This window comes from Ancylobacter moscoviensis, assembly GCF_007559435.1.
GTDB lineage: Bacteria > Pseudomonadota > Alphaproteobacteria > Rhizobiales > Xanthobacteraceae > Ancylobacter > Ancylobacter moscoviensis.
In genome coordinates, this window is sequence record NZ_VMBP01000001.1 from 884,121 (window position 1) to 900,600 (window position 16,480).

Below are 16,480 nucleotides of genomic sequence, written 5' to 3' on the forward strand. Positions count from 1 at the left end.
CCATGGCGAGCGCCGGGGAGACGGCCAGGCAGGCGGAGCGGAAGCAGATACGCGGGCGCTGGCTGCTGTCGGCGCCGGCACTCGTCATCATCTTCGTCGCGGCCATCGGCCCGCTGTTCGTGATGCTCGCCTATTCCTTCATGGTGAAGGGCGACTATGGCGACGTGAAGCCGGGTCAGTATTCGCTGGACGGCTGGTTCTCGGTCTTCTTCCAGCGCGACATCTTCGACGACACGGTGACGTTCGCCGACGCGCATCTGTCGATCATCTGGCGCTCGCTCCGGCTGTCCGTGATCACCACCCTCGCGACGCTCGTGCTGGGGTTCCCCACTGCCTACTTCATCGCGACGAGGCCCCGCCACACGCGCGAGGTCTGGGTCTTCCTCGTCACCATCCCGTTCTGGACCAACCTGCTCATCCGCGCCTTCGCGATGCAGCAGGTCATCCGCAACGAGGGCATCCTCAACTCGCTGCTGCGCGCCACCGGCATCATCGATCAGCCCCTGCAGATCATGTACACCGACTGGGCCATCCTGTTCGGCATGGTCTATGTCTATCTGCCGCTGATGGTACTGCCGCTCTATGCCAGCATGGAGAAGCTGGATTTCCGGCTCGTCGAGGCAGGCTACGATCTCTATGCGAGCCGCCTTGCCGTGCTCCGGCGCATCATCATCCCGCTGGTGAAGCCGGGCATCGTCGCGGGCTCGATCCTCGTCTTCATTCCCTCGCTCGGCGCCTATGTCATTCCGCGCGTGCTCGGCGGCGGCAAGAACCTGATGCTCGGCAACCTCATCGAGCTGCAGTTCGGCGCCGGTCGCAACTGGCCGCTGGGAGCGGCGCTCTCCATCGCGCTGATGGCGATCGTGATGGTTGCGCTGCTGTTCTACGTGCGCAACGCGGCGCGTTCGGGGGCGCAGCATGGCTAGCCGGCCGCATTTCGACATCCGCCGCCAGCCGGGCTTCGTCGCCATCGCGCTGTTCACCTTCGCGGTGCTCTATCTGCCAATCGCCACGCTGGTCGCCTATGCCTTCAACGCCAGCGATTCCGTCACCGTCTGGGGCGGGCTGTCCCTGCGCTGGTTCGTCGAGGCGTCGCGCAACGCAGCGGTGCAGGACGCGGCATGGCGTTCCTTCGTCATCGCCACCAGCGCGGCCACGGTGGCCACCATCGCCGCGACCATGGCGGCCATCGCCACGACCCGCACGCCTCCCTATCGGGGGCTGGGCTTCAAATACGCCTTCATCAACCAGCCCCTGATGGTGCCCGAGATCGTCACCGCGGTGGCGCTGCTGATCGTGTTCTCGCGCATCAAGGTGTGGACCGGCTATTCCGGCCTCGGCTACCTGATCCTCGCCCATACGGCGTTCTGCATCCCCTTCGCCTACCTGCCGATCCGGGCGCGGCTTGAGAGCATGGACTCGTCGCTGGAGCGCGCCGCCGCCGATCTCTACGCCACGCCCTGGAGGGCCTTCCGCCGGGTGACGCTGCCGCTGCTGCGCCCCGGCATCATCGCCGGCTTCATGCTGGCCTTCGTCATCTCGCTCGACGACGTGGTGATTACCGAATTCGTCAAATCCGGCGGGCAGGACACGCTGCCCACCTACATGTTGGGGCAGATCCGCCGCGAGGTGACGCCGGAGGTCAACGCCATCGCGACCGCGTTCCTCGCGCTTTCGGTGCTGCTCGTGACCGTGTTCTTCGTCATCAACCGCAAGAAGGCCTGAGCCAATCATCAACGGAGTGGGACCATGCACTGGAAGACCGCGGCCGCCGGAGCGGCCATCGCCCTCATGGGCTTCGTCGGCAGCGCCGCGGCGGAAGGCGCGCTCAACATCTACAACTGGGGCGACTACACGAATCCCGAGCTGATCAAGAAGTTCGAGGACAAGTACAAGGTCAAGGTCACCGTCACCGACTACGATTCCAACGACACCGCGCTCGCCAAGGTGCGTGCCGGCGGGCACGGCTTCGACATCGTGGTGCCCTCGGCCAACTACATGCCGATCTGGATCAAGGAGGGCCTGCTGCTGGAAGCGCAGCCCGACCAGATGGAGAACTTCAAGAACGTCGACGAGCGCTGGGTGAACGTACCGTGGGACCCGGGCCGCCGCTATTCGGTGCCGTGGCAGTGGGGCGTGAGCGGCATCGGCGTCAACAAGAAGGTCTTTGGTGGCGACATCAACACCTCGGCGATCTTCCTCGACCCGCCCAAGGAGCTGGTCGGCAAGATCAATGTCGAGCCGGAGATGAACGACGTCCTGTTCGCCACCATCAAATATTTCGGCGGCGACTGGTGCACCGCGGACCGGGAGGTGCTGAAGAAGGTGCGCGACAAGCTGCTCGAGGCCAAGCCGAAATGGCTCGCCATGGATTATTCCGTCACCGAGAAGCTGCCCTCCGGCGACTATGCCGGCGTCTATTACTGGAACGGCGCGATCATGCGCGCGCGGCTGAAGAATCCGGACATCGCCTTCGGCTATCCGAAGGAGGGCTATCCGGTCTTCATGGACAGCGTGACCATCCTCAAGGACGCGAAGAACGTCGAGAACGCCAAGCTGTTCATGAACTTCATCATGGAACCCGAGAACGCGGCGCTGATCTCGGCCTTCGCGAAATACGCCAACGGCGTCAAGGGCTCGGACCAGTTCCTGCCGGCGGAGATGAAGGGCGCTCCCGAGCTGGTGGTGCCGGCGCAGTATGAGAAGGCCGGCGAGTTCCTCGTCGCCTGCCCGCCGGACGTCGCCGAGCTCTATACCCGCATCTGGACCGACGTGAACAAGTGAGGTGTCGGGAGGCCGGAGGCTATCTTCCGGTCTCCCAATACCGTGTCGCCTGCCGGTGGAGGTTAGCGCTCCTGCCGGCATTCGGAGGGCGTCATTCCCCATGCCCGCCGCATCACCATGCCCATATGGCTATGGCTGGTGAAGCCGACCGCGCTGGCGACGACGTTGAGCGGCGTGTCGGTATTCACGATGAGGTCCCGCGCCTGCACGAGCCGGGATGAGATCACGTACTGGTAGGGCGACTGGCCGGTGGTCTGCCGGAAGGCCCGCGAGAAATGGCTGGGCGACAGGTTCGCGATCGCGGCGAGCTCCTCGAGCGTCAGCGTGCGGCCGATATGAGCCTGTATGAACTCGTTCACCTTCGACCACGCGGCGTAGGTCAGTCCGGCGCTCCGTATGCGTGGGGGCGCCTTCGACAGGGATGAGTAGTTGCGCAGCAGATGTGTTGCGAACAGCGTGACCAGCGCGTCGAGGGTCTCCTCGCAGCCCAGCTCGAAATTCTCCACCTCGCGGCGTATGCGCAGCGCCATCATGTGGGCCATGTCGTCCACGAAGCCGAGGCGCGGAGGGCGAAGCTCGAAGCTGTCCTTGTCGAATTCGAGGCCGGCGAGACGCGCGAGGCGGCTGGAATCGGCCGCGACCAGCACGTTCTGCTTCTCGGTCTTCCAGCGCGCGAAGATGTCGCTGTCGGCGGGAATGATCTCCAGAGAGCCGACGGGGGCGAAGCCGGTGATCTTCCGGTCGCTGTTGAGGGCGATCTGGCGCCCGGGCTGGGGCGTCAGCAGGACCAGCGCCATATGCGCCGGCGCGGTGAACCGGATGGCGTTCGGCCCCGTGTGGGTGCGCGTCGCCGCCCCGCCGTCATGCTCGAATTTCGGACCCCATTCGTCGGGTATGCCGCCGAGAATCCGCTGAGGCCTGTGGACGGAGGGGGAGGCGGACGGAGCGGGCGGGGACGACGAGGGGAGTGTCGGCGGCACGGCAGCGCCCTTCTGGAATGACGGCGCCGGTGCGCCGATCGGCGGGTGAACGGGAATCGGTCTTGCAAGATATAAAATTCGTATCAAATTAGTACTAATTTATCAGTATCGATTTGAGCGCGGTCCTCGGCACGGCCGGCAACGGTTCCGGCGCCGGGACCGTTGCCGGTTCCAGGTGGCATGCCGTACCGGCGCCGCGTCACCATGCGCCGCGCCATGGAGCCGGGCCGCACGGAAGCATCCGGCATCGATTTCGAAGAAAAAGGCGTTCAGAACCCGAAGCTGTATTTGCCAGTTTTCAGAAACGCTGCCATGCAGTCGGGGTTGCCGGTCGCCATCGTCGGCGCCGGTCCCGACGTTCCGAGTGCATGATGCTCAAGCTGGCCTTCCTGCTGATCGGCTCCAAGGCCTTCAAGTCGAGATGGTATGTCCTGAGCATGCTCGGCGGCGCGCTCATTCTGGCCGCCGCCTACCTGTCCCTCTACGCCACCGACAGCGTGCTCCTGACGGTCGGGCAGGCCATCGGTTTCTTCTTCGTCGCGAACGGCGCGGCGGGCCTGTCCGCCTTTCTGGTGCAGGACCGGAGGAACCGGCGCTATTTCCCGCTGATCCGTGCCGTCGGCCTCATCGTCATCGGCGCGCTCATCCTCGACTGGCCGATCGATACGCACATCGCGCTCGGCGTCCTGTTCGCCATCGCCTTCGCGGTCGATGGGACGGTGCGTCTGGCCACCGCGCTTGTGGTGCGCTTTCCCGGCTGGCGCGCGATGGCGTTGTGCGGCGCCGCCGAGACCGTCATCGCCGTCCTGATCTTCGCCGAGTGGCCGCTGCCGCATAACCGGAGCGTCGCCTTCTGCATCAGCCTTCTCGTCGCCCTGACCGGGTGGCTGCTGGTGCGCGTCGGCTTCATGTTCCGCACGCTCGAGAGCGAGGTTGCGATCCTCAACCTGCCGATCTTCACCGGGCGCGGCTGGTACGACAATGCGCCCGTGCTGGTCGAGACCGGCGAGGAGGTCGCCGCCGAGCACCCGATGATCGTGCATGTCTGGACCCCGGTCGGCTCCGCCAGCGAGCCGGAGCGCCGGCTGCTGGTCGACCGCTACATCGCCGCGGTCGACGGCAGCGGCGTGATCTCGACCGGTCATTCGGCGCTGGAGATGCCGCCCGATCTCTATATCAGCCACTATCCGGCGACCGAGCTGGAGCGGTCGGGCCGCGATTTCATCGCCGCGCTGCGCGGCACCGTCGAGAACGACCTCAAGGGTCGTTTCCAGCCGTCCTACGCCTATGAATCCGACTGGTGGTGCCCGGCCGACGCACATGTCGAGTTCCGCAACTTCAACCCGATGCGCCTGCGCAGCTTCTGGGTCGGCTACCGGCAGGACGACACCTATAACCTGACCAACCGCAATTGCTCCGTCGTGGTCGCCCATGCGCTGGACGCCGCGCTCGAAGGCTCGCTCACGACCCGCTTTCCATGGCTGCGCCTCATCGGCCTGCTGGGCAATCCGGATATCTGGGTGGCATCGATGATCCGCACCCGCGCCCACTCCGCGACATGGACGCCGGGGTTGGTGTTGGACTACGCAAATGCCCTGGCGCGGGTCGTCGAAAAGCGCGAAGTCGCATGGAGCCGGCGCTTCAGCGGCTTTGTACGGCGGCTGCGCGCCGGCGCGACCGGAAAAGACGAGGCTGCCGCGTGAGCGAGATTGCATCCCAGACCCCTGTCGCCAACCTCTATTCGCGCGGCGCCGTCATCGCCACCGCGACCATGTTCGGCCTCACCTACAGCCTGAGCGCGGCGTTGATCGCGTTCAGCCTGGCCGAGCGCGGCCTGAGCGAGGTGGTCATCGGCGCCAATGCCGCGATGCATGCCGTCGGGGTGCTCTTCGCCGCCGTGCTGCTGCCGCGCATCATCGCCGTCTTCGGCATTCGCCGCCTCGTCATACTGGCGCTGGTGATCGCCTCGGCGGTGCTGGCCAGCTTCCCCGCCATGCCGGTCATCTGGCTGTGGTTCCTGCTCCGCCTCGTCCTCGGCATGGCCTCGGAAGTGCTCTTCGTCCTGTCCGAGGCCTGGACCAACAGCCTCAGCACGGAGGCCACGCGCGCGCGCTCCATGGCGGCCTATACGGCGGCGCTCTCGGTGGGGTTTGCGCTCGGCCCGATGATCCTGTCGGTGATCGGCACCTCCGGCTTCACCCCCTATCTTGCCGGCGCCGCGGTCGCGCTGGCGGCGGCGGCCTTCGTCGCCTCGCCCAAGGTCGAGGCCCCGGTCTTCGACGAGCCGGCGGCCGGCAGCCCGGTCCGCTTCATGCGCATGGCGCCGGTCGCCATCGCCGCCACCGTGCTCAACGCCGCGATCGAGACGGCGGGCCTGTCCTTCCTCGCGATCTACGCCGTCCATCTCGGCTGGCCGGAGGCCGAGGCGACCCGCCTGATGTCGTGCATGATGATCGGTGCGATCCTGCTGCAACTGCCCATCGGCTGGCTTGGCGACAAGATGGACCGCATAAAGCTGGTCGCCGCGCTGGCCCTGCTGGCGGCGCTCGGCGCGCTGGTCTGGCCGCTGGCTCTGCAGAACGAGGTGCTGACCTATGCCCTGCTTTTCCTCTGGGGCGGGGCCTTTGTCGGTGTCTACACGCTCATGCTGACCATCGTGGGCAGTCGCTTCCAAGGAGCGGAGCTGATCGGCATCTACGCGGCGATGGGCCTGATGTGGGGGCTCGGCGCGTTGTTGGGGCCGCTCGCGGCCGGCGCGGCGATGGAGGTGTCGCGGCACGGCCTCGCCTTCTTCGCGGCCGCCATCTGCGGCGCCTTCGGTCTGTTCGCCATGATACGGGGCCGACATACCGGCTGAGGACGTGCCGGTGAATCCCTGGCGCGCGGCGGTGCCGTGCACCGAAGCCGTGCAAGGCGGGAAAACCGGAGCATACCGACGCGGAGTCCCTCGGCCCGTCATCTCCCGCAGGGTAAGGAGAGAGGCTCAGGCTCGCAGCCTTCCTTCAGAGACCGTGCATCGATGTCTTCGCTTCCCGACTTCATCCTTCAGCGGGCAGACCTCCCCCGGGAGGAGATCGAATGGCTTCTTGGCCAGGCCAAACCGCGAACCTTGCCGCGCGGTGGCGTCTTCTGCGCCATGGGGCAGGCAGATCACGAAATCGGATTCCTGGAAGAGGGGATCCTGCAGGTCTTCGCTCTGTCGCCCGAAGGGCGGAAGATTCTCCTCGATTTCGTCTTCGCGGGCAGTGTTGCCCTGGCGCTGGACAGCGCGACCAGGGGCATTCCCTCCGAGGTGGTGTTCGAGGCCGTTACACCATGCATTGTCACGGTAATGCCCTATCACCTGCGGCATGTGGCCGTGGAGCGTCATCCCGGCTGGGAGCGCCTGGCAACGCGGATGACGGAGGAGGTGTTCGCGCGAAAGCAGCAGCGCCACATGTCGCTTCGTTCGAAATCCGCCCGGCAGCGCTACGCGGAACTCGCCCTCGAACTCCCGGCCGAATGGCGACAAATCCCCCAGCATCTGATCGCCGCATATCTCAATATAACGCCGCAATATCTTTCCAACCTGCGACGCGGGCACGGGAAGGGGAGGGGGCCGATCAGGAAAGCCTAGCTGGCGGACGGAGCGCGGGCATCCGCTTGAGCGGGCATGAGAATGAGAAACAGCGCACGGATGATGGGCGGAAGGTGAGCAGGTCGGAAGGAACGACGTGCCCACGTGGCAGAACAGCGCCGCTCCATGCGCAACGGCGCACCGGAGGCTGGCGCTGTTCGTGAGATGTCATTCGCGGGTGTCGCGGAACTCCACGAGGCTGGCAGTCAGCGTTCTTCTTCCTCGAAGAGCCAGAGCGAGCGCGTCGCCAGCGGCGACTGGGCATCGACAACCATGCCGAGGAATGCCGGCATCCGATGCTTCTGCTCGTCGCTGAGCGCGGCGACGAGTGGGCGTGTGGCGGTGACGAAGTTTCTCAGGTCCTGACCACGGGCGACCTCAGCTTCTCCGATCCGATCGAGCGCGACGAGGAAATCGGCGGGCGCCTCCGCTTCCGAACGCATCTTCCCGCGCGCCATCGAATCCGCGGCGATCTTGCGGATCGAGGCTTCTACCGGCAACCACAGTTTTTCCTGCTCCGGCGTCAGCTCGAGCACGGTCCTGAGGGCCGCGAGCCGTGCATTGAGGACCGCCTTTGCATCGGCGTCGGTGTAGATCTCGATGATGCGGGTCTCCGCAGGAGCAGCCGGCGTATTCTGCGCCTGGGCGGGAGACGCTGCGACAAGCAGCCAGCCGGAAATCGCCGCGCAGATGAAGGACGTGACGTTGTACATGTTTGTTCTCCGCGATGAATGGGGGCTGTTCACTGCCAGCTCCCATCGGGCAGGCGGCCGTGGAAGGGCGTATTGCGGCAATGCCCCCAGGGCCCCCGCCAATAACCCGGAGGACAGCCGTTCCAGGCACCGCCGCCGCCGTAGTCGCCGAAATAGCCATCCGGATATGGCCCGAAACCGAAACGGTGACACGCGCCGCCGGGTCCCCGATACCAGCCCGGCCCGCAGCCATCGGCCACCGGAATGACATGCGCCCGCGACGTCGGGAGCGGAGAGGCGGGCAACGGCAGAGCTGTTGCCGAGAGCGCAGAGGCGGCCAGAAATCCAATGGTCGCTGCAGATTTCAGTAGAATACCCACCATTCGATAATCCCTTGCGTCGTCTGGATCATTCACATTTCGCCATGCCGGCGGTGCGTTGACGCGGCCGGAGGTCGCCTCCAGAGCAAGGCGAGCCGGGCGGCACCGACAGTGGCGCTGAGAGCCTGTTCCTCTGCACGTCGTGCTTCCGAAGTGTGAGAAAAAGGGACCATGGAACAGGCATTGCGAGGCGTGTTTCATGCAACTGCGTGTCCGGCGCTGTCATCACCAGAAATAGTGATGTGAGCCATCGGGGTGAGCTTGATGGAGACTGTCGATTGATGAGGGGATGATGACCCTCATCAGCGGTGCAGCTCCCGGCGCCCGTCTTTATTCGAGGGGGAGACGAATGGATTCGCAGGAAGCAGGGCCATGATGCTTCCGATCCGGTTCTCGAAGGCGCGCAGATTTGGAGCGCCCGACTTCGACAGAATGGATCGAATCTGCGAGCGGATCGTGTCGAGCCCGACTTGGCGCAGGCGCGCGACATCCTCGGCAGTGGTTCCGCCTGCGAGATCGCTGGCGACCTTCGCTTCCGCCGGCGTGAAGTTGAACAGGGTCCGCAGGAGTTCCGGGCAAGGCTTGGGAAGTGCCGCAAACGGCTTGAAGATCAGGAGCGCGGCATTCCGGAAGCGCCCGCCCATCAGCGGATCGGCCAATCCGTCCGCTATCGACGAGATGAGGCAAATGCTTCGGGGGCTATACAGCAGATGGAACCGGCCGGGATGCGCGCAAGTCGTGTCGGCGGGCCCTTCAGCCGTCGCGTCCGCAACCAATCGGCGCAGTTCCGACGTATCAGCCCGGCTTCCCAATGACAGGTAGGTTCCTCCGCCGCGGCCGCGCCGGGTCATCGCGAAGCCCGCGCACGGCCGGGATATATGGACCTGGCTGGTTTCGCTGGCATAGAGGACCCGCAACCTCGGATCCACGACGACGATGCACAGGCCGAGCACGCCCACGGCGTTTTGCGTGATGGCGGCAATGGCGGGACCCTGCGTGAGAAAGGCGGTGTCAGGGAGCGCCGCGGCCGCTCCGGTGCCCGACCAATCATCCCTTTCAAGCCCGAGTTCATCGCCATTCGCTGCATACGGGCCTGTCTCACGGCGTAGGCGTCCTTCGTGCATTGCGGCTATCGTTCCGGTGATCGGGCTCATGGGAGCCAACCCCGGAACTCTCGACGCCGTCATTCAACTACATGAAGTTCGGAAGAGAGCTTCGAGGATGGGGATGGAGCTCGGTGGCGGATTCTGTGCGGGCGGCGATCAGGAGGGGCATGACGGAAGAGGGGCAATGACGAGGCGTGGCGTCGTGAGCCATGTCCGTGTCACCACTTCTGGGGATGCCCGGTTCCCGATCGCAGGCGACCATCATTCGGCGCGGTCGGAGGAAGCCTTTGCTATCTCTCGTCGCGGAGATTGGGTGGCCCTTGATAGGAGAGGATGCGGTCATTGCCTCGTTTGCTGGAGACCGACGAGCTGGATTTCCTCGCCACCGGCGCCTGGATTCTCGGCACGGGCGGCGGCGGCTCGCCTTACGCATCCCATCTGGGTGTCCGGCGGTTTTACGACGAGGGTGGTCGCATCACGCTGATCGACCCTGACGAACTCGCGGAGGACGATCTGGTCGCGGTGGTGTCCACCATGGGCGCGCCCCTTGTCTTCCAGGAGCGCATGACCGACGCCGCCTTCGCCGTAAAGCCGGTGCGGGCCATGGAGGACTATCTCGGCCGATCGTTCCGCGCGGTCATGACCGTCGAGGTGGGCGGCTGCAACGCCTTTCAGCCCCTGCTGGTCGCAGCGGCCAGCGGCCTGCCCGTGGTCGACGCCGATGCCATGGGGCGAGCTTATCCGGAAGCGCAAATGCAGAGCTTTTCCATCGCCGGCCTGAAAATGTATCCCCACGCCGTTTCAGATGTGCGCGACAACGACGTCATCATCGCCCGCGCGTCGGGATGGCACGAGATGGAGCGGGTGCGACGGAAGGTCTGCACTGAGTTCGGATCGGTCGCGACCACCTGCCAGGCACCCCGAACCGGTGCCGAGATCAAGCGTTTCGCCGTCTTGCGTACCCTTTCCCAGGCGATCTCGCTGGGCAAGGAGGTGCATCGCGCGCGGGGCGCCCATGAGGACCCGGTGGAGGCCACCATTCGTGCCGCGTCCGGGAAGCGCCTGTTCGCCGGCAAGGTCATCGACGTGCAGCGCCAGACGACCGAGGGCTTCCTGCGCGGCACGCTCCAGCTCGACGGCATGGAAGGCGATGCGGGCGCGCGCTTCGACGTCGCCTTCCAGAACGAATTCACCATCGCCTGGCGCGACGGGGCGGTCACCGCGACCACGCCGGACCTCATCTGCGTGCTCGACAGCATATCGGGCGAGGCGATCGGCACCGAGAGCCTGCGCTTCGGCCAGCGCGTCACCGTCGTCGCCCTGCCCTCTCCTGCCATCCACCGCTCGCCGGAGGGCCTCGCCCATGTCGGGCCGCGCGCCTTCGGCTACGACGTCGATTTCAGAAGCGTCTTCGAGGCGACGCAGGGGGGCCGGGCATGAGCCGCATCGGGATCGACGTCGGCGGCACCAATACCGACGCCGTGCTGGTCGAGGGCGGCAAGGTGCTCGCGGCGGTGAAGAGCCCGACCACCGCCGACGTCTCGGATGGCGTGCGGCAGGCGCTCGCCGATCTGCTGGCCGCCGCCGGACCGATCCCGGCTGCCGGCCGGATCGAGGCGGTGATGATCGGCACCACCCATTTCACCAATGCGGTCATCGAGCGCCGCTCGCTTGACAGGGTGGCGGCTCTCAGGATCGGCCTGCCGGCCAATGCCGGGCTGCCCCCCTTCATCGGCTGGCCCGAGGATCTTGCCCCGGTGGCGCGCGGGCGGGTGCATATGGTGCAAGGCGGCCATGAATATGACGGTCGCCGCCTGGTGCCGCTCGATCGCAAGGCCGTGCGCGACGAGGCCCGCCGCATCGCCGACAGCGGGCTGCGATCGGTGGCGATCACCAGCTGCTTCTCGCCGCTGACCGACGAATGCGAGCGGGAGGCCGCCGATATCATCCTGGAGGAGGTTCCGAAGGCGCGCATCACGCTCTCGAGCGCCATCGGCCGCATCGGCCTGCTGGAGCGCGAGAACGCAGCCCTGCTCAACGCCGCCCTGCAAAGCCTCGCGCGCCGCACGACGGAGGCCTTCGTCGCGGCGCTCCGCGACAGTGGCATCGCCGCGCCGCTTTTCATGACGCAGAACGACGGCACCATTGTGCAAAGCGCCGTGGCGGAACGCGAGCCCGTCTATTGCTTCGCGTCCGGCCCGACCAACTCCATGCGCGGGGCCGCGTTCCTCTCGGGCATCGAGCGGGCCTTGGTGGTCGATGTCGGCGGCACGACCAGCGATGTCGGTGCGATCGAGCGCGGCTTCCCCCGACAGGCCAACGCAGCGGTGGAAATCGGCGGTGTGCGCACCCTCTTCCGCATGCCGGACCTCACCTCGATCGGCCTCGGCGGCGGCACCGAGATCACCGACGGGGGACGCCGGATCGGGCCGGGCAGCGTCGGCTTTCGCTTGCCGCAAAAGGCGCTCATCTTCGGCGGCGACACGCTGACCGCCACCGACATCGCGGTCGCGGCAGGCCGGCTCGACCTCGGCGACCGGGTCCGGCTTGCCGGGCTGTCGCCCGCGCTCGTCGCCGCCAGCCTCGAGCGTATGGAGCACATGATCACCGAGGCGGTCGACCGCATGCGTACCGACGCGACACCCTTGCCGCTGCTTGCCGTTGGCGGCGGCAGCTTCCTCGTGCCGGACCGGATGGAAGGCATTTCCGATGTGGTGCGCGTCGAGCATCACGCGGTGGCCAACGCCGTCGGCGCGGCGATCGCCCAGGTCAGCGGCGAGGTCGACCGCATCTTCACCGGCATCGATCGCGAGGCGGCACTTGAGGCCGCACGCTCCGAGGCGGCGCGGCGGGCACTCGATGCCGGCGCCGAGGAGGCTGGATTGCAGACGCTGGAGGTGGAGGATATTCCGATCGCCTATCTGCCGGGCAATGCCCGCCGCGTGCGGGTCCGCGTCATCGGCGAAATTCGCTCCGCAGGTGTGGCGGTGCCGGCGTGATCTGAGGCCAAAATGGCGTCCACAGAAGCCTGATCATCGGCATCATGGCGGCCGGAAGCGATGGCCGGACCGGCACTACGGGATCAGCGGGGGCACCTTTTCGCTCATTGTCTACGGCGCTTCCCATCCTTCTGCCGGATCCGCTCCCCGATAACCGTAGCCGATCCTGTAGTAGAAGCGCCCGGCCGGCGTGCCGTGCTTGTCGATCCTCTTTTCCCGCGGCTCGCTCAGGACGGCGAAGTGCTGGTCGAGAACGGGGACGTCGATGTGCCGGCGCTTGACGGAAATCATGATCGCGGGCCGCCCGCGCAGCGCTTCCGGGCGATGCCAGTACCCGTACATGAGATCCGGCAGGCCCACGATGCCGCGCCCGACCGAGTTTCCCGTCCGGCGATCGTCACCACTGCCGTAGAACGCGAGCTGGCTCGCGATGTTGTAGGTGTCCAGGCCGATCATCAGCGGCTCCTGGCCGGTCTCCTGCCGCACCTCCTGCGCCAGGCCGGCGGCCTCGCGGCCGAATTCACGCCATGCGACCGGCAGGGTAGGCAGGCCCACGACATAGCCGATCCCCGGGACGCCCGATGCCAGGTAGTTCAGGGCAAGCCCGTAGAAGACGAGTGCGATGGCTATCGCGGATCCCGAGAGCCGGTGCGCGGCGCGTTTGAAACCGGCCCCATTCTCCACGATGGAAAGGATTGCGGCCGAAACCGCGGGCACCGCGGCGAGCCAGAGTGGGCCCGTCCAGTTGAGCTTCACGTCGCGCACGAGACTGAAGGCGACGAAGACGGAGAGCGGTATCAGCGTGAAAATGAGGATGAAGCGCGCCACCCGCCGCCTTCCTTCGTCCCCGGTTGCGCCCAGATGCTCGCAATGCGCCCACAGGACGCCTAGCACCGCGACCAGCCCCAGCGGAGTGAGCAAGATCACCGCATAGGCGCCGAGCAAGGGAAGCGAGAAGCGAAACGCCGCCTCGATGCGTCGTGCGCCCTGAAAGGCAAAGGACGCGAAGCCGTTCTCGGTGTTCCAGTAGATGACGGGAGAGAAGATGAGCAGCGCCAGCATGGCGGCGACATAGGGGTCGGGCCGCTTCAGCCATTTGCGCGCCTGCACATCGGTCAGCATGAACAGCCCCATGGCCGGCACCAGCAGGACAATGGTGTATTTCGAGAGCATCCCGAGCCCAAGGCCGACGCCGACACCCCACCATGCGTGGCGCCGGCCGCCGATCATTGCGCGGGCAAGGAAATAGAGCGTCCCGGCCCAGGCCGCGGCCAGCGGCGCATCGGGGGTCATCAGCAGCCCGGTGGTGAAGAAGAAGGGCAACACGGCCACGAGCAGCAGGCTGACGAAGGCCGCCGATCTGCCGAACAACTGCCGGGCAAGGCCGAAACTGAAGAAGGCGGTTGCGAACCAGCCGAGCCAGGCGGCGAAGCGCACGCCGAACTCATTGTCGCCGAACAGGCAGGTGGTCGCCCAGATCAGCCACGCCACCATCGGCGGATGGTCGAGATAGCCGATGTCGAGGTGCTGGGCGTAGTTCCAGTAGTAAGCCTCCTGCGGCAACAGGTCGACTAGGCCAAGGAAGAGCAGGCGCAGCGTGCTCGCATATACGACCACACCGATTGCCGCGACACGCCAACGGACCGTGTGGGAAACGCGCGCATCGGCGGACGGAAATACGAAGAAGGCCAGGCCGAGATAGCTGACGATGGCCGCCGCGCCTATGGCACACACGATGGCGGCCTGCGGCGCCAGGTCGAGCATTCCGACCCCGGCTTCGAGAACGCCACTGCGAATGCCGAGGGCCAGAAGACATACCAAGATGAAACGGCCATACGGCCGTGGTGCCCGCTCCTTGCCATGCATCGTCTCCGCCGCGAACGCCCAGCGCGCATTGAAGTAATAGTTCCAGGCCGTGGCGACGCAGAAGCTCGCAAGGTGCGCGGTGTTCATCGCGGCACTGAGAGCGATAAGCACTTGGAACAACAGAAGGTCGACACAGGCGCCGCTGAAGCCGACCGCGGCGAACCGCACCGCGTTGCCGGGAGATATCCGCCCCCCGGCCAGAACGAGCAGGCGGTGCAGATAGGCCACCAGTTCCGCCGAACCGAGCTTGGATTCGCCATGCACCCGGTCGGTGAAGATGATCGGGATCTCGCTCACCCTCACGGAGGGGGTGCTGCCGGCGATGATTTCCAGCGCGATCTTGAAGCCGGCGGCCTGCGCATCGACCGCCAGCAGCCGCTCGCGACGCACGGCGAAGAAACCCGACATGGGGTCTTTGACATCGGTCAGGGGCCAGGCGAGCGCGGCACCGAGCCGCGACAGGATCAGCCGCCAAAGCGGCCATCCCGAGATCCCCCCGCCCGCCACGAAGCGGCTTCCCAGAACCATGTCGCTCGATCCGTCGAGCACGGGCTGGATGATGGCCGGCAGGCGATCCGGCGGATGGCTGAGATCGGCATCCATGACCACCACGACCTCGGCTCGCGCGAGCGCCGCCGCTTGAAGGACATCCCCAGCGAGACCGCGCCTTCCGTCGCAAGGAACAAGGCGCACATCCGCCCGCTCCTCCCATGCCCGGACCCGCTCGATCGTACCGTCAGTGGAGCCGCCGTCGGCGACGAGCACCTCGAAGTCGAGACTATCGCCACATTGCCGGAAAATGGCGGTGAGCAAATCATCGATATTTCCGACCTCGTTCAAGGTCGGGACGACGACCGAGACGAGCATGGGGCTCGGCAAGTCGCAAAGTCGGGTCGTCCGTTCCAGCGCATGCCGGACGGGCTCTGTCTGTGATAGCGACAACATCGGATCTATCGTTCGGCTTGAGTTGCGTGAGCTGCCGAAGGACCGAGATCGGTCCGGTCCGCATCAGCCGTGGCGGCACGCGCGCGCTCCCGCTCGTGGAGGGTGCCCACGAGCCAGAACGTGTTTTCCGATCTCGAAAAACATCGGGGAGACGCGCTAGCGTGCCGATTGCCTGGCGCCGCTGTCCGTCCATTCAGGGGGCAGGCCCAGTTGGCTTCCGACGACGCCGGCCAGGCCGGGATAGCGCCCGTAGCGTTCGCATTCGGCGTGCTTGGGAGGCAGGCCCATCGCCGAGTTGATCTTCTGCCAGGACGGCAGGTCGATGCCCGATTTGCCGAAAGGGCTCTCGCCCTTGACGAGCAGTTCGCCGAAATCCTCGCCGAAGGCGTCCGCCAGCTCGTAGACATCGCTCGCCTTGGAAGCTCTCGGCGAGTTGAAGAAGGCGTTCGCCCCTCGCGCCCAGAGCATGGAGGCCTCCTGCTCTCCCAAGGGATTGGTGGCTTCAGCCTCCATCGAGAGGTTGCCCATCCCGATCGGAATGCGCGGCGTCGGGACTGGAACGGCCATGTCCACGAAGTTCATCCCGATCGACGCAGCCGCGGAAATGCCTGCGGCGACCTCGTCCGTCTCCGTCGCCTGCGTAACGCTCGCCCGCACGGTCAGATCAGCAGGCTCATCCAGCCTGACCAGTTTGAAGCGATCGCTGAGACTGACACACAGCCCGCGATTGACCGCGTTGGCGACGAGTTCTCTCTGCTGGTGCGTCAGCTTGGGTGCGATCGTGGACGGGAACGAGGTGGGCACGATCTTGACCGTCTTGGCGGCGAGTACCTGCTCTTTCCGGACCTTCAGGCGCGATTTGGTGATCAGCCCGTCCGAGGGAGCCATGGCGTCATAGGACGACAGTCCGACGCCCTGCACCAGCGGCGCGGGGGCGCAGGCGGCGAGAAGACCCGCCACGGCCGCCAGGCCGCCATAGCCGATGCTACGAAGCGGCCGCATCGGACGCCCCCCGCCCATATGGGGTATGCGGCTTGGGCGCCGGCCCGGTCGGCCCGAACGTCGACACAGCCGAATGAGCGCCGCCGCGCTGGAGAAATCCGAAGACGTGT

The 16,480-nt window shown here is 66.1% G+C and carries 15 protein-coding genes; 9 read left to right on the forward strand and 6 right to left on the reverse strand.

Annotated features, from left to right (window positions below):
• Positions 1 to 2: 2 nt before the first annotated feature.
• The 3 genes from FO470_RS04125 to FO470_RS04135 are packed head-to-tail and all read left to right on the forward strand — an operon-like array spanning position 3 to position 2,784.
• On the forward strand, positions 3 to 926 hold the full coding sequence (locus FO470_RS04125; RefSeq protein ID WP_144341627.1) for an ABC transporter permease: 924 nt from the start codon (positions 3 to 5) through the stop codon (positions 924 to 926).
• Positions 919 to 1,725, forward strand: a complete 807-nt coding sequence (locus FO470_RS04130) for an ABC transporter permease (protein WP_144341628.1) — start codon at positions 919 to 921, stop codon at positions 1,723 to 1,725. The genes FO470_RS04125 and FO470_RS04130 overlap by 8 nt, the downstream gene beginning before the upstream one ends.
• Positions 1,726 to 1,749: 24 nt before the next feature.
• Positions 1,750 to 2,784 (forward strand): extracellular solute-binding protein, encoded by a 1,035-nt coding sequence (locus FO470_RS04135; RefSeq protein ID WP_144341629.1) that lies wholly within the window; start codon positions 1,750 to 1,752, stop codon positions 2,782 to 2,784.
• 62 nt (positions 2,785 to 2,846) lie between these two features.
• On the opposite strand, the gene FO470_RS04140 is transcribed toward FO470_RS04135, so the two are convergent.
• Positions 2,847 to 3,764, reverse strand: coding sequence for a helix-turn-helix domain-containing protein (locus FO470_RS04140; protein ID WP_144341630.1), 918 nt, complete (start codon positions 3,762 to 3,764; stop codon positions 2,847 to 2,849).
• 204 nt (positions 3,765 to 3,968) lie between these two features.
• Here FO470_RS04140 and FO470_RS19465 point away from each other — a divergent pair, with 204 nt between their 5' ends.
• From FO470_RS19465 to FO470_RS04155, 4 genes are all read left to right on the forward strand, one after another.
• The gene (locus FO470_RS19465) at positions 3,969 to 4,136 is read left to right on the forward strand and encodes a hypothetical protein (RefSeq protein WP_186291823.1); all 168 of its coding nucleotides are present in this window, start codon (positions 3,969 to 3,971) and stop codon (positions 4,134 to 4,136) included.
• A complete protein-coding gene (locus FO470_RS04145) occupies positions 4,133 to 5,467 on the forward strand; it encodes an HdeD family acid-resistance protein (protein ID WP_246659464.1) in 1,335 nt (444 codons plus the stop codon). The genes FO470_RS19465 and FO470_RS04145 overlap by 4 nt, the downstream gene beginning before the upstream one ends.
• Before the next feature lie 68 nt (positions 5,468 to 5,535).
• The gene (locus FO470_RS04150; RefSeq protein ID WP_246659490.1) at positions 5,536 to 6,621 is read left to right on the forward strand and encodes an MFS transporter; all 1,086 of its coding nucleotides are present in this window, start codon (positions 5,536 to 5,538) and stop codon (positions 6,619 to 6,621) included.
• 162 nt (positions 6,622 to 6,783) lie between these two features.
• Complete coding sequence (locus FO470_RS04155) at positions 6,784 to 7,380, forward strand: Crp/Fnr family transcriptional regulator (RefSeq protein ID WP_144341632.1); 597 nt, start codon at positions 6,784 to 6,786, stop codon at positions 7,378 to 7,380.
• A 206-nt stretch (positions 7,381 to 7,586) separates the two neighbouring features.
• Here FO470_RS04155 and FO470_RS04160 read toward each other — a convergent pair whose 3' ends face one another.
• The 3 genes from FO470_RS04160 to FO470_RS04170 all read right to left on the reverse strand — a co-directional run bounded on the left by FO470_RS04160 (position 7,587) and on the right by FO470_RS04170 (position 9,606).
• The gene (locus FO470_RS04160; protein ID WP_144341633.1) at positions 7,587 to 8,093 is read right to left on the reverse strand and encodes a Spy/CpxP family protein refolding chaperone; all 507 of its coding nucleotides are present in this window, start codon (positions 8,091 to 8,093) and stop codon (positions 7,587 to 7,589) included.
• A 29-nt stretch (positions 8,094 to 8,122) separates the two neighbouring features.
• A complete protein-coding gene (locus FO470_RS19845) occupies positions 8,123 to 8,455 on the reverse strand; it encodes a GCG_CRPN prefix-to-repeats domain-containing protein (RefSeq protein WP_418655033.1) in 333 nt (110 codons plus the stop codon).
• 299 nt (positions 8,456 to 8,754) lie between these two features.
• Positions 8,755 to 9,606 carry a helix-turn-helix transcriptional regulator gene (locus FO470_RS04170; protein WP_144341634.1) on the reverse strand — a complete coding sequence of 284 codons (852 nt, stop codon included), beginning with the start codon at positions 9,604 to 9,606 and terminating at the stop codon, positions 8,755 to 8,757.
• A gap of 285 nt (positions 9,607 to 9,891) precedes the next feature.
• Between FO470_RS04170 and FO470_RS04175 the strand changes: the two genes are divergently transcribed.
• Together FO470_RS04175 and FO470_RS04180 are read left to right on the forward strand one after the other, a co-directional pair.
• The gene (locus tag FO470_RS04175; RefSeq protein ID WP_144341635.1) at positions 9,892 to 10,998 is read left to right on the forward strand and encodes a DUF917 domain-containing protein; all 1,107 of its coding nucleotides are present in this window, start codon (positions 9,892 to 9,894) and stop codon (positions 10,996 to 10,998) included.
• Complete coding sequence (locus FO470_RS04180) at positions 10,995 to 12,557, forward strand: hydantoinase/oxoprolinase N-terminal domain-containing protein (RefSeq protein ID WP_144341636.1); 1,563 nt, start codon at positions 10,995 to 10,997, stop codon at positions 12,555 to 12,557. The genes FO470_RS04175 and FO470_RS04180 overlap by 4 nt, the downstream gene beginning before the upstream one ends.
• A gap of 111 nt (positions 12,558 to 12,668) precedes the next feature.
• Here FO470_RS04180 and FO470_RS04185 read toward each other — a convergent pair whose 3' ends face one another.
• Complete coding sequence (locus tag FO470_RS04185) at positions 12,669 to 15,290, reverse strand: glycosyltransferase family 39 protein (protein WP_186291824.1); 2,622 nt, start codon at positions 15,288 to 15,290, stop codon at positions 12,669 to 12,671.
• Between the two features lie 234 nt (positions 15,291 to 15,524).
• On the reverse strand, positions 15,525 to 16,370 hold the full coding sequence (locus tag FO470_RS04190; protein ID WP_144341638.1) for a DUF3313 domain-containing protein: 846 nt from the start codon (positions 16,368 to 16,370) through the stop codon (positions 15,525 to 15,527).
• Between the last annotated feature and the right edge of the window lie 110 nt (positions 16,371 to 16,480).

Bases quoted from the DNA above. Each gene is read 5' to 3' on its own strand.
- FO470_RS04125 (WP_144341627.1), top strand. From the start codon at position 3: ATGGCGAGCGCCGGGGAGACGGCCAGGCAGGCGGAGCGGAAGCAGATA.
- FO470_RS04130 (WP_144341628.1), top strand. From the start codon at position 919: ATGGCTAGCCGGCCGCATTTCGACATCCGCCGCCAGCCGGGCTTCGTC.
- FO470_RS04135 (WP_144341629.1), top strand. From the start codon at position 1,750: ATGCACTGGAAGACCGCGGCCGCCGGAGCGGCCATCGCCCTCATGGGC.
- FO470_RS19465 (WP_186291823.1), top strand. From the start codon at position 3,969: ATGCGCCGCGCCATGGAGCCGGGCCGCACGGAAGCATCCGGCATCGAT.
- FO470_RS04145 (WP_246659464.1), top strand. From the start codon at position 4,133: ATGATGCTCAAGCTGGCCTTCCTGCTGATCGGCTCCAAGGCCTTCAAG.
- FO470_RS04150 (WP_246659490.1), top strand. From the start codon at position 5,536: ATGTTCGGCCTCACCTACAGCCTGAGCGCGGCGTTGATCGCGTTCAGC.
- FO470_RS04155 (WP_144341632.1), top strand. From the start codon at position 6,784: ATGTCTTCGCTTCCCGACTTCATCCTTCAGCGGGCAGACCTCCCCCGG.
- FO470_RS04160 (WP_144341633.1), bottom strand. From the start codon at position 8,093: ATGTACAACGTCACGTCCTTCATCTGCGCGGCGATTTCCGGCTGGCTG.
- FO470_RS19845 (WP_418655033.1), bottom strand. From the start codon at position 8,455: ATGGTGGGTATTCTACTGAAATCTGCAGCGACCATTGGATTTCTGGCC.
- FO470_RS04170 (WP_144341634.1), bottom strand. From the start codon at position 9,606: ATGAGCCCGATCACCGGAACGATAGCCGCAATGCACGAAGGACGCCTA.
- FO470_RS04175 (WP_144341635.1), top strand. From the start codon at position 9,892: ATGCGGTCATTGCCTCGTTTGCTGGAGACCGACGAGCTGGATTTCCTC.
- FO470_RS04180 (WP_144341636.1), top strand. From the start codon at position 10,995: ATGAGCCGCATCGGGATCGACGTCGGCGGCACCAATACCGACGCCGTG.
- FO470_RS04185 (WP_186291824.1), bottom strand. From the start codon at position 15,290: ATGCTCGTCTCGGTCGTCGTCCCGACCTTGAACGAGGTCGGAAATATC.
- FO470_RS04190 (WP_144341638.1), bottom strand. From the start codon at position 16,370: ATGCGGCCGCTTCGTAGCATCGGCTATGGCGGCCTGGCGGCCGTGGCG.